This is a genomic window from Taurinivorans muris (assembly GCF_025232395.1).
In the GTDB taxonomy this organism is placed as follows: domain Bacteria; phylum Desulfobacterota; class Desulfovibrionia; order Desulfovibrionales; family Desulfovibrionaceae; genus Taurinivorans; species Taurinivorans muris.
Genome location: NZ_CP065938.1, coordinates 1,476,976 through 1,490,925, shown reverse-complemented (window position 1 = coordinate 1,490,925; position 13,950 = coordinate 1,476,976). Strand labels below are relative to the sequence as shown.

The following is a 13,950-nucleotide window of genomic DNA, read 5'->3' as shown; positions in this document are numbered from 1 at the left end:
TTGATATGAATAAGACATTTATGGGATATCGCCGTGAAAACGGACGTGTGGGTGTTCGCAACCATGTGATTGTTTTGCCTCTTGATGATTTGTCAAACTCCGCTTGTCAGGCGGTTGCGAACAATGTCGCAGGAACGTTGGCGATTGTCCACCCTTACGGGCGTCTTCAATTCGGGGAAGATTTGGAACTGCATTTCCGTACTCTGATCGGCGCGGGAAGCAATCCTAACGTGGCGGCTGTCATTGTCATCGGCATTGAAAAGGAATGGACGAACAAGATTGTCGAAGGTATCGCAAAAACCGGCAAACCTGTTTTCGGTTTCGGTATTGAACAAAACGGCGATTTAAACACTGTCGCTATGGCGAGCCGTAAAGCGAAAGAGCTTGTCCAATGGGCGACAGGCCTGCAAAGGGTTGAATGCCCTATCCAAGAACTTTGGGTTTCCTGCAAATGCGGCGAATCCGATACGACTTCCGGTATCGCTTCCTGTCCGACTGTCGGCAATGCGTTCGACAAACTGTGGAAAAACGGCAATACCTTGCTTTTTGGCGAAACAACGGAACTTACCGGCGGAGAACATCTTGTTGCCGCCCGCTGTAAGAATGAGGAAGTGCGCAGACAATTCCAAGCTTTTTTTGATCGGTATGCCGATATTATCGACAAGCATAAAATCAGCGACCTTTCCGATTCCCAGCCTACGAAAGGCAATATCGAAGGCGGGTTGACGACCATTGAGGAAAAAGCCCTCGGCAATATTCAAAAAATCGGTAAAGAGTGCATTGTGGAAGGCTGTTTGGAAAAGGCGTATTCTCCGACCGGTCCGGGCTTGTGGTTCATGGATTCTTCTTCCGCCGCCGCAGAAATGATCACGCTTGCCGCCGCCGCTGGCTATGTGGTCCATTTCTTTCCGACGGGACAAGGCAATATCATCGGCAATCCGATATTGCCGGTTATCAAGCTTTCCGCCAATCCCCGCACCGTTCGGACCATGTCGGAACATATTGACGTTGATGTTTCCGGTTTGCTGCGCCGTGAGATGAACCTCGATCAGGCAGGCGATTTGCTTCTTGACATGATGGAAAAAACCGTCAATGGACGTTTGACTTCCGCTGAAGCCTTGAAACATCAGGAATTTGTCATGACAAGGCTTTATGAAAGCGCATAATATGAACGCTTCCGCATAAAACTTAAAACCAAAAAACAGACGGAACGCATTTCATCTGTTTTTTGGTTCTGCCCGATAAATACCGCGATAATGTGCGATACCGCATAAAAACGTTTATCGTCTGTTGGATTGTGATAAAATCATACAGATCCGTTCATGACATCCGGATGGTTTTTGTATGGAAACACGCTGCCTTGTATGTTTTTATACGTTGGTTCTTTAGTTAATCAGTAAAAATTAACAAATACAGTGTGTTATGGTTGACGGCGGTTTTACGGCTAGGTAATTTCGGTTTATCCATATGATTTTTCAGCCTTCCGCGTGATCAAAGAATGCGGAAGGTTTTTTATGCTATTTTAATAAGAAAACGGAAAAATTTTTGTGGCATGGTTCTGATTTTTTCATTCTGATGGTTTTTGCATAATAAAAAGGGCGGACCGGTCCGCCCTTTCGGGGTTGTCATACAATAATCAGGGTATTTCCATTTAAGATTAGGAATTTTTTATGCAGGGGAAAACTTTTATCTCTGCTGTCGCTGTCCGTAAAGCCCGTAAACCCGCTAACGGCTGCCGCAAAGCTCACAAGTTCGCTGACAGCTAAAACGAGAAACTTCTTCCCCCGCACCATGTTACAAAACGTTTTATACTAATTTTCCACACACTTTTAAAATCACATGCCATTATGAATATGGTGCGGAAATATTCTAATATTTTTTGCCGCGTTTTTTCATCGCCTGCATACCGCCGGAAGAGTTGACGGCATTTCTGCCGCCGCGTTTGAATTTCAGCAGGCATTCGTAAGCCCGTGTGCCTGAATTGCAAATGAAAGCGATATTTTTATCCGCGGGGATTTTTTCCATATCTTCATTAAAACGTTCCAACGGAATATTAAGCCAATATTCCGGATATTTTTTGCACAGTTCAAGAGGGGCTTGTCCCGCTCTCGTATCCACAAAAACATAATTATTGCTGTCCCGCGCCTCAAAAAGCGCGTCAAATTCCGCAGGTTTGATAAATTCGCCGAGACCCGTGACGATATTGTCCGCAACATTGCCCGCCGTATTGAAAACATCCATGGCGGAGGCAAGCGGAGGAGAATAGGAAACTTCCGCAATGGATAATTCATGCAGGGTCGGTTTGCCGAATTGAAGCATGGCAGCCATGGTGTCGATACGCGCTTTCACCGCCGTTCCGTCAGCGCAGTATCCTTGCATGCCGAGAATGCGGCGTGTTTTTTTCTCCACAACGACTTCCAGAGTCATCATATGTTTTTCAGGGTAAAAATGGGCTCTGTCGAGCTGTTCCATATTGATGCTGACAGCGTCGAACCCGGCTTTGACTGCCATATCCTCATTCAAGCCCGTTCCCGCAACTGTTCCTTTATGCATTTTCATACACCATGTGCCCACGACTCCGGGGAATGTTTCCAAACCGGTTTGCGGATTTCCGCCGGCAATGTTCGTCCCGATGATACGTCCCTGTCTGTTGGCGAGGGAGCCCATGGGCAAATGCATTTCCTTGCCCGAAATAAGGTTTTTTATGGCGATGAGGTCGCCCCCCGCGTAAATATGGGAATTGGAAGTCTGCAAATATTCATTGACGCAAACCCCGTATTTCGGGTCGCATTTCAGTCCCGCTTTTTCGGCGAGTTCATAATTCGCCTTTACGCCCATTGCCAAAATGACATGGTCGGCTTTAATGCGCTGTTTGTTGGTGACAACTTCGCATACGTTGCCTTCATCATCGCCCGCAAATTCAAGCACATCTTCTTCCGCAACAATATTGATTCCCGCTTCTTCAAGGTCATGCCTGATCATGTCGGAAACGGTGCTTGAAACAAGATTCGGAAGCATGCGTTTTGAACGCTTTATCAGCGTGCAGGGAATATTCCACATGTCAGCCAAGCCCACGGCGATTTCAATAGCCGTGAAGCTCGCCCCGATAATCACCATATGTCGTATGCCTTTTTCGCAGTGGGTGCGGATTTTTTCCGCGTCCTCAAGCCCCGCTATGGTTGTGATATTCTTAAGACCGACACCTTTGATTTGAGGCACAATGGCATGGCTGCCCATGCCGAGCACAAGCTCGTCATAAAAAAGTTTTTCTTTTTCGCCGGTATCCAGATTTTCCGTAAGGACATATTGTTCCTGCGGATTGATTTCAAGGGCTTTGGTCCTGATTTTCACATGGTCGATATCTTTTACATGGGTGAAAAAATGCGGGTCGCGGATAACATTGGCGCTTGTGGCGCGCAATTCATTGATACTGTCCACTTCGGAAGAAATATAAAAAGGCATGCCGCAGCCGCCGTAGGAAATAAATTGTCCTTGGTCTATAATAGTGATTTCGGTATCGGGATTTACCCGTTTGCAGCGTGTGGCAGCTTTTGTTCCAAGAGCGACAGCTCCGATGATAAGAATTTTCTTAGCCATAACAACTCCTTTTATTTGAGGTGCATTTTATGTCAAAAATAAAAAATAGTCAAAAAAAACTAAAAAGAATTATGTCCCTTGCTCCAATGGGATATGCCTGCTTTCAGACTTTTGTGGTTGGGCAGGACAGCTGAAAAAAGAGCGTAAAACTGCGGAGAATGATCGGGATAAACCAAATGGCAAAATTCATGCAGAATGACAAATTCGATATATTCAAGAGGCAGACCCATTAAATGCCGGGAAAGCGTGATGCGTGTTTTTTGCTCTTTCGCAAAAATCCTGCATGAACCGAAACAGCGCTTGCATGAACGGACGGTAAGAGGCGGGCAGGAAAAATGATAAGGGGTTGTTATGGTATGCCGTAAAAGAAAATGCGCTGTTTTTTCTTGGAAAATTTTCCACAACAAAGAATAATGCAAAGGCAGGAACCGCTGCGCCGTTTTTTTCCGCCAGAGGCTGAGCAATTTCAGCGCTTCTTCACTATTCGGGCAATATATGGAAAGTTCTTGGCCGGTCAGCCGTATTTCAGGACGGGAATTTTGTAAAATGGGCAAAGCCTGCGAAAAAAGTTCCTCTTGGTCAATATAAGAATTTCGGGCGAAAAACCGTACTTTTTCCAGCGGAGCGGAGCTTGTTTTGCGAAGCGTCACGCCAAACGATTTTCCGAAAATAAAAACTTCTTCCGTTACCGGCTTTATTGCCGTCTGCATGTCTGCGAGCTGTTCCTGTCTGGCGAATATCCATTCGGCATGTTTTCGCATGCTGTTTTCTATCGCGGTCAATGGCGTATGGAAAGGGGCTTTTATTTCCAGCCGGTTGGCTTCTTTCATACGCAGGCGGACGGTTTTAAACCTATCGAAGCAAAGGGTATAGGAAATTTCTTTTCCCTGATATGAAAAGGCGGCGGAGATGTTCTTTGTTTGCGCCATATTGTTAAACCCATATCACTGCGCTGTGAAAAAATCCTTGCCGTAACGTATGAAGTAATAATACGCAAGGGCTTGTATTAAAAAATAAGCAATAAAAACAAGTTGATATGTTGAGTCTTCCAGGAAGAGCGTTATTCCTAAAATAAAAAACTGAAGAAATATGCCCGGCAAAAGCAAACTTTTCCTCTTTTCTTTCCTATATAAATGCACAATATAATACTGCAAGGGGCAAAGAAGAAAAATAACGGGGAGGGAGCAAAGCTTCGGGAAATATTTTGCGTAATCGGGAGGCAGGAACATCACCAAGACAAGCAAAAGGAAAAACACGTTCCCGAAATCGGCGAGAGTGAACGCCCGTTCGATTTCCTTTAATGAAAAAGAAAAATTATCATTATCTTCTTTGGGCACGGATAATTTTCTTTCTTCGTCTTTTAATAAAAAAAGCGTGGTGCGAAAAGAAAAACAAATAAAAAAGAATGCGAAAACAGGCATTAACCGTGTCAAAATCAGGGGCATGAAAATACTGGTGAGGCTTGCGTCGATTTTTGGTGAATATCCAAGCAAAAACTGCAGAATGACATGAGCCTGATGCAGTGTGAAAAAGCAAAAAGCGCTCCAGAAAAGCACCTGCCAAAAAAAGAAAAAAGCATGGCTTTCAAGCAGAAGCAGAAACCGTTTTTTTAAGGAAAATTGTCTTTGCACGCTTATCAGCGTAAGGGCGGGAAAAGAAAAAAACATGAAAACAAGAGGAAAAAGCACATATAAAGGATTTGCCGGGGTTGCGGGAAAACGGGGATATCCGGAAAACGCAAATAAACTGTCTATTAAAAGGAAATTCATTCCGTTTGCCAAAACGGCGAAAAGGAAAAACGCTCCCAAAAAAGCAAGTGCGGATTTCAAAATGTTTTTTACCATAATTTTCCCATTGTGAAGAAAAAGTATAGCTATTTTTTAATATATTGCAAAGAAATAAAAAAACAAAAAAAGTTAATAGGATAACCATAAGGAATAACAGCATTAAAAAAATATTTTAAACTTTTTTTCTTTTTACCCCTTTTCAAGCATGAAAAAAAGCTTATTTATTTGTTGTTGCCGGAATGGCGGCATAAAAAAACAAAATAAATAATCTTGTTGGAGGATATGTTCCCATGAGTTTTAAACCCCTTAATGACCGTGTGCTTGTAAAACGCTCAGATCTTGAAGAAAAAACAGCAGGTGGGCTTTTCATTCCCGAATCTGCAAAAGAAAAACCATCCCAAGCGAAAGTTATCGCTGTCGGTTCCGGCAGAGTTTTGGCTGACGGCACACGCGTTCCTCTTGAAGTGAAAGAAGGTGACATTGTCCTTTTCGGCAAATATGTCGGCACTGAATTGAAATATGAAGGCGAAGAATACCTCGTTTTAAGAGAAGAAGATATTTTGGCGGTTCTTTCATAATCATAAAAAATACATCGTTAAGCATAAATTTTAGGAGATAAAAATAATGTCTGCAAAAGAAATCCTTTTTGACGCGAAAGCTCGTGAACGTTTGGCAGCAGGTGTCGATAAACTCGCCAATGCGGTTAAAGTAACCTTAGGACCAAAAGGCCGCAACGTTCTTATTGAAAAATCATACGGCGCGCCCGTTATCACCAAAGACGGCGTTTCTGTCGCCAAAGAAATCGAGCTTGAAGATAAATTTGAAAACATGGGTGCGCAGCTCGTGCGTGATGTCGCTTCCAAAACCAATGAAGCGGCCGGTGACGGAACAACCACCGCTACCATTTTGGCTCAAGCCATTTACCATGAAGGCGTAAAGCTTGTCGCCGCAGGCCGCAATCCTATGCCTATCAAACGCGGTATCGACAAAGCCGTTGAAGCCATCACTTCCGAACTTGGCAATATTGCGAAACCGACCCGCGACCAAAAAGAAATCGCACAGGTCGGTACTATTTCCGCCAATGCTGACGCAACAATCGGCAATATCATCGCCGAGGCCATGGGCAAAGTCGGCAAAGAAGGCGTTATCACCGTTGAAGAAGCAAAAGGTTTGGAAACCACGCTTGATACCGTTGAAGGCATGCAATTCGACCGCGGTTACCTTTCCCCTTATTTTGTGACCGATACCGAAAAACTCGTCTGCGAACTTGAAAATCCATATATCCTCCTCCAAGAAAAGAAAATCACAAGCATGAAAGAAATGCTTCCCGTGCTTGAACAAGTCGCAAAAATGAACCGTCCTTTGCTTATCATTGCTGAAGATATCGAAGGCGAAGCTCTTGCAACCCTGGTTGTGAACCGTCTCCGCGGCACAATCCAAGTTGCTGCCGTAAAAGCTCCTGGTTTTGGCGATCGCCGCAAAGCCATGCTCCAAGATATCGCCATTCTTACCGGCGGTACCGTTGTTGCTGAAGAAATGGGCATCAAGCTTGAAAATATGACCCTTGCGGACCTTGGCACCTGTAAGAGCGTTCGCATTGACAAAGACAATACCGTTATTGTCGACGGTCACGGCAAAGCTGAAGACATTAAAGCCCGCGTAAAACAAATCCGCGCTCAAATCGAAGAATCTTCTTCTGACTACGACCGTGAAAAACTCCAAGAACGTCTTGCGAAACTCGTCGGCGGTGTTGCCGTTATCCATGTCGGCGCCGCAACCGAAGTTGAAATGAAAGAAAAGAAAGACCGCGTGGAAGACGCTCTCAACGCTACCCGCGCAGCTGTTGCCGAAGGCATTGTCCCCGGAGGCGGCACCGCATTCATCCGTGCAAGCAAAGTTCTTGATGACCTTAAACTTGCTGATGACGATGAAATCGCCGGCGTAAACATCATCCGCCGCGCTATTGAGGAACCTCTCCGTCAAATTGCTGCAAACGCAGGCTTTGAAGGTTCCGTTGTTGTTGAAAAAGTGCGTTCCGGCAAGGACGGATTCGGTTTCAACGCCGCAACCGGTGAATACGAAGACCTCTTGAAAGCAGGTGTTATCGATCCGAAACAAGTAACCCGTTTTGCTCTCCAACACGCTGCCGGTGTTGCCGGACTTCTCCTCACCACCGACTGCGCTATTGCCGAAGCTCCTAAGAAAGAAGAAGCTCCTGCTATGCCTCCTATGGGCGGCGGCATGGGCGGCATGGGCGGTATGTATTAAAATACTGCTCTCCCCAAAGAGCTGTGAAATAAAAAAGCACCGAGCAATCGGTGCTTTTTTTATTTGCAATTGACCGATTAAAAATAAACCTTGAAGAAGGAAACGGTTATCCGGAAATTCCGTATTATTCTTGGTTTTGCATTGTGTTGAAGCAGGGAGCTGACGCTCCCGCTTCCAATGAATGAAATTACCCGAATTCAAAATCAATGCCTATCTGTTTTTCATATTTTATACTACGTTGGTTATCTAGGGTGTGTTTCTAACTTTTTCTTTTAATTGTTTTTAAGTTATGTTATAAAGCAGTTATGAACATGATAAAAATAACAGATGAACAATGGAAATTATTTTCTTTGTATCTAACAAGGAACAATAAAAGTAAGGCAGGTAGACCTTAAAGGATTGATGACAGAATTGCTTTTGAAGGCGTTATTTATGTTTTAAAAACCGGTATTCCATGGCGGTATTTGCCAAAAGAATTTGGAGTATGGCAAACTGGTTATAACCTCTTTGCCAGATGGGCTAAGTCGGGAGCTTTAGAAAGGCTGCTGCAAGCTTTTAGGGAATGTGTTGATAATGAATGGTTATCAATAGACAGCAGCAGTATTAAGGTTCATAAACACGGTTCAGTCCCAAAAGGCGGACAAAAAAACAACGCATAGGGCGAAGCAGAGGGAGATAACCACCAAAATCCATGCGGTGACTGATGCTTTGGGAAATCCTTTAAAAATTATTTTATCAGCCGGGAATGTCCATGACTCAAAGCTTGCAGAAGATTTGCTTTTTGGAATGGAAGCAAAAGCCGTCTTGGCGGATAAAGGTTACAATTCTAAAAAAATTGAGGCCCTCATAAAAGAAATGAACAGTGAAGTTGTAATTCCATCGAAGAAGAATGCAATAAATCCAAGAAGTTATGATAGACATTTATATAAAGAACGCCATGCAATAGAATGTTTCTTTCAAAAAATAAAAGAAAGCCGGAGAATTGCAACAAGGTATGATAAATTACAAATAATGTATAAAAAATTTGTCCTTATTGCGTGTTGTTTAGTTTGGTTAAAGTAATTTGGAAACACACCCTACTTTTACTCCACCAAAGGAGATTATGCTCAATAGTACTCTTTTAATAATCTCATCAATTTCAACCAGTTAGCCACCAATTAAAAATAATAGGCGATTTTGTTTTAAACTAATTCCATAGCTCTTTTTAAATATTTTGAATGTTTATAAGTCAAATATGATGTTGAAGGGTGATAAATCCAATATGCGGGAATATTTTTTGTTTTACATTTGAAATAATAAAACTTTCTTCCATGTTCATCTAAAATATATTCTTCTCCCCAATATCCATTATCAAGGTCAAGATAACTCCACAGCCTTTTACCCCATACGATAATAATGTCTGGCTCATATTCATTTAAAATTTCATTAAATGCCATTTTGCTATCTTTAAACATTTGTTCTGTTGGAGACTGTCTTGTCCCTCCAGTTGACTTTTGCACATAATTATAGAATAATACTGAATTCCAAAAAATATTTATTTCTTCTGTATCACAATGTTTACCAAAGAAAATGTTTGTAAATCTTGTAAATGTAGTCATCCATGATTTATGTTGTCCATTGCCATTTTTATATTTTAAATAGCTTTCAATCACAGTTGTTGTAATTCCACATTTTTTATAATCGTCACATTCATCACAATTCTCACAATAATGACTTTCACCCATTACAAGAATTTTTATATTATTATATCCATTTTCAAAATAATACTTGCCGGTCCAAGGGGTAAAAGCCACGTTTTTCATCATAATTTCCTCAATATTGGATTTTCAAAATTCTTATCAAGTTTAGAAAGCTTTAGAAAAATTGTCAAGATTCTATTAAGGTGAAGTCATTACACGGTTACCAGTTCCAGAACTAGCAACTGCAACGAATAGGTCATTACCGTAACAAACAGAAATCCATTGCTTATCTGCGGCAGATTGTCTAAGTGTTCATTGAATCCCTAATAATTGGTGGAACAGTATCATGCCAGATTTTATTATTCCCACTTTCTAAACCAACATAAGCCTTTTCAATTTTATGGGCTTTCTTATCAACTTCAGAATATTTTGTTTTAATCTGTTTGGGTTGATTATTAACGCCTAAATAGGTTTTTTGTAATGCCATATATAACCTTTATATAAATTAGGCTCTAGACCATCACTTTTTATTTTTGAAGTAAAGTTGTTCCATAAAAACAGCAAAATTTTCATTTCTGAGGTTAAATCTACATTCACATTCTTTTAAATGCAATATAAATTTTTCATCCGTCAGACCATTGAATTTCGCCAACCGTCTTTTAGCAAAGCTCCAGAAGCTTTCTATGCCGTTCACATGTGATTTTCCCCGCACAAATTCGTTTTCATGGTGGAATACCCTGTAATGGGTATAGCCATTCAAAATAAGACCGTCATAGGCTTTCCAGCCGTCTGTATGGATAGTTAGCCTTCAAGGATTTTTCCTTGTATTATGGGCAATAACTCTTCCCTTGAACATCTTGGAACTATGCTGACAAAAACTTTTCCCTCACGCTTTAAGACCCCAAAAACAGGAGTCTTGCCGGCAGCTCCGCGTCCTCGCTTGCCTCTCACTCTTTTGGCTCCGAAATAGCTTTCGTCAAGTTCAAATATTCCAAGCTCTTTTTGGTGTTTTTGAACACTGTCTTCAAGAATTAACTCACGAAATTCCGTAAAATAATTGTTAACAGTTTTACGATTTAACTTTAATAATTCACTTGTTGCAGTGGCAGTTAAATCCATTGAAAAACAGTTAATAATTTTTTTTATTTTATACTTACTTAATCTATTGAATTTCATTATTATTAACCATAATCTCGAAAAAGATAATGGTCAAGAGCCAAGCATAAATAGTATACTCTTTTTGAAAAAAATATTGCAACAAAAAATATATAATGATTATTGGTAGTTATTTAAATAATATAATACTTCTTAAGTTTGTTGGTTATTTGCAAACTTAAGAAGTATTGGCAAGTTAGAATGATGTTATTGCAAAAGTAACTGGAATTAATTCATGAATATTATCTTTGTCTTCAGTATGTTGAATATAGTATATTTCTTCTGAAGCAATAATTTTTTTGTCAATACTATAAAGATTGAGTATTGGCTTGTCATCACAATTTATGACTGACGCAATGATATAATTTAAATGATTTTGCTTTAATACATCAAATTCATGTGGTGATAACCTGATAAGTGTTTTGGCTGCACTATTTCCCTTTACTTCTACAAACAGTTCTTCGTCCTCTCTGTAAACAAATAAGTCATAACCAAGATTTTTACTTTCTACACTGTGAACTGTATATCCTTGTTGTTGATAATATTCCATCACAGTATTTACAGCTATTTTTTCAATTTGTTTATTATGTTCAGGATCAGTTTGTTTATTAAGACTTTTATAAATTCTTTCAGGTGTATTTTCCAAAGAAAAATTTTCTATATAGTTGATTACTTCTTTTCTGTATTCTTGAATTTCTTCAGTATCGGCATACCAGATTGGTGACATACCGTAGCCTTTACCTTTTCCTTCTTTTTGAGCAGTAGGAACTTTGAATGTTCTTGCATCTAACGGTAAGCAAATACAGTTATTTTCATCAGCTACTGCTGCAATATAAACATTGTCAAATATCTCTTTTTGGTTAGGACGTAGCTGCAATGTTCTGAAAAGAGTAGCATTTTTGTACCAGCCAACAATATACGTTTTTCGGTCTGTTGGATTTCGTGAAATAAAGACTATAGTAACATTATTTAACTCATCACGATTATTATTTTTTTCATAGATTCTTTCGAGATTTATGCTTGGAGGAATTTCTTCGTTTGACCATCTTATTGGAACATAAGCATAACATTTCTTATTACATGGAAGAAAATTCCATTTTTCATGTCCATAATTATATTCTTTTACGTATTTAAAATTTCCCAATATTTTGTCTTCACCTTTATAATGTGCCATCCAGCCAACATTAAAAAATACTAAATTCATAAGAACTCCTTATTATATTTTAGATTATTATATTCCTATTTAAGGTGTTTTTCAAGAGGAATTTTAATTAGGTCAAGATTTGACGTTTATGTGGTCATTCTGGATTGTTAGAGTTATTATGAAATATTTTATTAATTCGAGAGTTTTTTATTGGGCAAGGTATTTTTTGTTATATTAATTATGGCTCTTGACCATTATCTTTTTCGAGATTATGATTAATAATAATGAAATTCAATAGATTAAGTAATTATAAAATAAAAAAAATTATTAACTGTTTTTCAATGGATTTAACTGCCACTGCAACAAGTGAATTATTAAAGTTAAATCGTAAAACTGTTAACAATTATTTTACGGAATTTCGTGAATTAATTCTTGAAGACAGTGTTCAAAAACACCAAAAAGAGCTTGGAATATTTGAACTTGACGAAAGCTATTTCGGAGCCAAAAGAGTGAGAGGTAAGCGAGGACGCGGAGCTGCCGGCAAGACTCCTGTTTTTGGAGTCTTAAAGCGTGAGGGAAAAGTTTTTGTCAGCATAGTTCCAAGATGTTCAAGGGAAGAGTTATTGCCCATAATACAAGGAAAAATCCTTGAAGGCTAACTATCCATACAGACGGCTGGAAAGCCTATGACGGTCTTATTTTGAATGGTTATACCCATTACAGGGTATTCCACCATGAAAACGAATTTGTGCGGGGAAAATCACATGTGAACGGCATAGAAAGCTTCTGGAGCTTTGCTAAAAGACGGTTGGCGAAATTCAATGGTCTGACGGATGAAAAATTTATATTGCATTTAAAAGAATGTGAATGTAGATTTAACCTCAGAAATGAAAATTTTGCTGTTTTTATGGAACAACTTTACTTCAAAAATAAAAAGTGATGGTCTAGAGCCATTTTTTTATTTTATACTTGCTTATTCTATTGTATTCCATATAGTTATATATGATTCCTATATGAGATACTAGTCTAGAGCCATTACAAATAATGTATAAAAATTTTGTCCTTATTGCGTGTTGTTTAGTTTGGTTAAAGTAATTTGGAAACACATCCTAATTCTGGATAATTCAGAAAGATACCCGAAAATACGGACAGTTTTAATGTGGGGTATTGGCTCATTGGCGGACCTGCGGGGTATCCAGCCGGTATTTATCCTGTGTTTTTTAGGGCTTATGAAAATAAAAATTTTTGCAGGTCTTTTTTATTTTGTTTTGATTGCTTTGGTTTGAACGTGTTGAATTGGTTCATTGCATACGCTTGTTACAAAATTAATTTGTAATGAGTGCTCTTTTTATTTTTTTATTTGTTGGACAGAGATATTTTTTCCTCTTATATTGCAATAAAGTGAAAAATTTTTATTTTGCTTTAATCCATTGCAGGAGGAAGGTTAAAATGAGCATAGATTTCAGGGTGCGTCCGCCGATAGCAAGTTATAGAAACGCGGAGTTCTATAATAATATTGCGGACGTATCCCAAAGGGCGGCTCGCTTCAATGCAAAAATATCTCCTTGCGCCGCCACTTTTTCCATGGAAGCTTTGATACGGGAAATGGATGAATGCGGGATTTCCCGTGCGGTCGTTCCCATCCGCAAGGGCTGCGGGGGGAACAATGAAGATTTGCTGTTTCTTTTGAAAAATTGGTCCTCCCGATTTATAGGACTTGCCGGAATCGCTCCTTTCATGGGAATGGAGCAGGCATTTAATGAATTGCGGCAGTATGTCATAGACGGTCCTTGTGCCGGAATAGCCTTGGAGCCGGCTTTCGATCCCGAACCATGGCATGCGGACGATGAACGCGTTTTTCCTCTTTATGAAAAATGCCAAGCGGAGAAAATACCCGTTGTGTTTACGTTTGGCGGTATTTTCACGCCTAAGCTTGATTTATATTCGCCTTTTGCGATAGACACGGTCGCCAAGGAATTTCCTGAAATGCAAATCGCATTGTCCCATGGAGGCTGGCCTTTTGTGACGGAGTTTTGCCAACTGGCTTTCAACCGCGGAAATATTTACCTTGCACCTGACATGTATATGCTCAATGCTCCGGGAAGCGCCGATTATATTGCCGCGGCAAACGGAATATTGTACGATAGAATGATTTTCGCTTCTGCCGCACCGATAATTTCCATTAAAGATGCTGAACGGCACTATAAGACTTGCGGCATAAAGGAAGAATTTTTACCGTATGTCATGGAAAAAAACGCTTGCCGTTTTTTGCGGTTATGATTTGGGCAAACCGTGCTTCTCGCGTTTTTCGGTATACGGT

The 13,950-nt window shown here is 40.1% G+C and carries 13 protein-coding genes and 2 pseudogenes; 8 read left to right on the top strand and 7 right to left on the bottom strand.

The window, feature by feature from the left end:
* Positions 1-5: 5 nt before the first annotated feature.
* On the top strand, positions 6-1,166 hold the full coding sequence (locus JBF11_RS07040) for a UxaA family hydrolase (protein ID WP_334314774.1): 1,161 nt from the start codon (positions 6-8) through the stop codon (positions 1,164-1,166).
* A 703-nt stretch (positions 1,167-1,869) separates the two neighbouring features.
* On the opposite strand, the gene JBF11_RS07035 is transcribed toward JBF11_RS07040, so the two are convergent.
* The 3 genes from JBF11_RS07035 to JBF11_RS07025 are packed head-to-tail and all read right to left on the bottom strand — an operon-like array spanning position 1,870 to position 5,441.
* A complete protein-coding gene (locus JBF11_RS07035) occupies positions 1,870-3,597 on the bottom strand; it encodes an FAD-dependent oxidoreductase (RefSeq protein WP_334314773.1) in 1,728 nt (575 codons plus the stop codon).
* A gap of 59 nt (positions 3,598-3,656) precedes the next feature.
* Positions 3,657-4,526 (bottom strand): M48 family metallopeptidase, encoded by an 870-nt coding sequence (locus JBF11_RS07030; protein WP_334314772.1) that lies wholly within the window; start codon positions 4,524-4,526, stop codon positions 3,657-3,659.
* Positions 4,527-4,541: 15 nt separating this feature from the next.
* Positions 4,542-5,441 (bottom strand): hypothetical protein, encoded by a 900-nt coding sequence (locus tag JBF11_RS07025; protein ID WP_334314771.1) that lies wholly within the window; start codon positions 5,439-5,441, stop codon positions 4,542-4,544.
* Positions 5,442-5,674: 233 nt separating this feature from the next.
* On the opposite strand from JBF11_RS07025, the gene groES reads away from it, so the two are divergent.
* The 5 genes from groES to JBF11_RS07005 all read left to right on the top strand — a co-directional run bounded on the left by groES (position 5,675) and on the right by JBF11_RS07005 (position 8,714).
* The gene (gene groES, locus JBF11_RS07020) at positions 5,675-5,962 is read left to right on the top strand and encodes a co-chaperone GroES (RefSeq protein ID WP_334314770.1); all 288 of its coding nucleotides are present in this window, start codon (positions 5,675-5,677) and stop codon (positions 5,960-5,962) included.
* 46 nt (positions 5,963-6,008) lie between these two features.
* Entirely contained in the window at positions 6,009-7,652 is a 1,644-nt protein-coding gene (gene groL, locus JBF11_RS07015; protein WP_334314769.1) for a chaperonin GroEL, read from the top strand.
* 50 nt (positions 7,653-7,702) lie between these two features.
* Positions 7,703-7,837, top strand: coding sequence for a hypothetical protein (locus JBF11_RS07010; protein WP_334314768.1), 135 nt, complete (start codon positions 7,703-7,705; stop codon positions 7,835-7,837).
* 213 nt (positions 7,838-8,050) lie between these two features.
* Positions 8,051-8,311: a transposase gene (locus JBF11_RS10135; protein WP_417168637.1), complete on the top strand. Its 261-nt coding sequence runs from the start codon at positions 8,051-8,053 to the stop codon at positions 8,309-8,311.
* Complete coding sequence (locus tag JBF11_RS07005; protein WP_334316328.1) at positions 8,265-8,714, top strand: IS5 family transposase; 450 nt, start codon at positions 8,265-8,267, stop codon at positions 8,712-8,714. The genes JBF11_RS10135 and JBF11_RS07005 overlap by 47 nt, the downstream gene beginning before the upstream one ends.
* 119 nt (positions 8,715-8,833) lie before the next feature.
* Here JBF11_RS07005 and JBF11_RS07000 read toward each other — a convergent pair whose 3' ends face one another.
* The 4 genes and pseudogenes from JBF11_RS07000 to JBF11_RS06985 all read right to left on the bottom strand — a co-directional run bounded on the left by JBF11_RS07000 (position 8,834) and on the right by JBF11_RS06985 (position 11,690).
* Entirely contained in the window at positions 8,834-9,457 is a 624-nt protein-coding gene (locus JBF11_RS07000; protein ID WP_334314767.1) for a hypothetical protein, read from the bottom strand.
* 178 nt (positions 9,458-9,635) lie between these two features.
* Positions 9,636-9,818 carry a hypothetical protein gene (locus JBF11_RS06995; protein ID WP_334314766.1) on the bottom strand — a complete coding sequence of 61 codons (183 nt, stop codon included), beginning with the start codon at positions 9,816-9,818 and terminating at the stop codon, positions 9,636-9,638.
* 33 nt (positions 9,819-9,851) lie between these two features.
* Positions 9,852-10,507 (bottom strand): annotated as a pseudogene (locus JBF11_RS06990) (IS1595 family transposase).
* Positions 10,508-10,682: 175 nt separating this feature from the next.
* Complete coding sequence (locus JBF11_RS06985) at positions 10,683-11,690, bottom strand: protein NO VEIN domain-containing protein (protein WP_334314765.1); 1,008 nt, start codon at positions 11,688-11,690, stop codon at positions 10,683-10,685.
* A 224-nt stretch (positions 11,691-11,914) separates the two neighbouring features.
* On the opposite strand from JBF11_RS06985, the pseudogene JBF11_RS06980 reads away from it, so the two are divergent.
* Both JBF11_RS06980 and JBF11_RS06975 read left to right on the top strand, forming a co-directional pair.
* Positions 11,915-12,570 (top strand): annotated as a pseudogene (locus JBF11_RS06980) (IS1595 family transposase).
* 509 nt (positions 12,571-13,079) lie between these two features.
* The gene (locus JBF11_RS06975; protein ID WP_334314764.1) at positions 13,080-13,910 is read left to right on the top strand and encodes an amidohydrolase family protein; all 831 of its coding nucleotides are present in this window, start codon (positions 13,080-13,082) and stop codon (positions 13,908-13,910) included.
* The last annotated feature ends 40 nt before the right edge of the window (positions 13,911-13,950 follow it).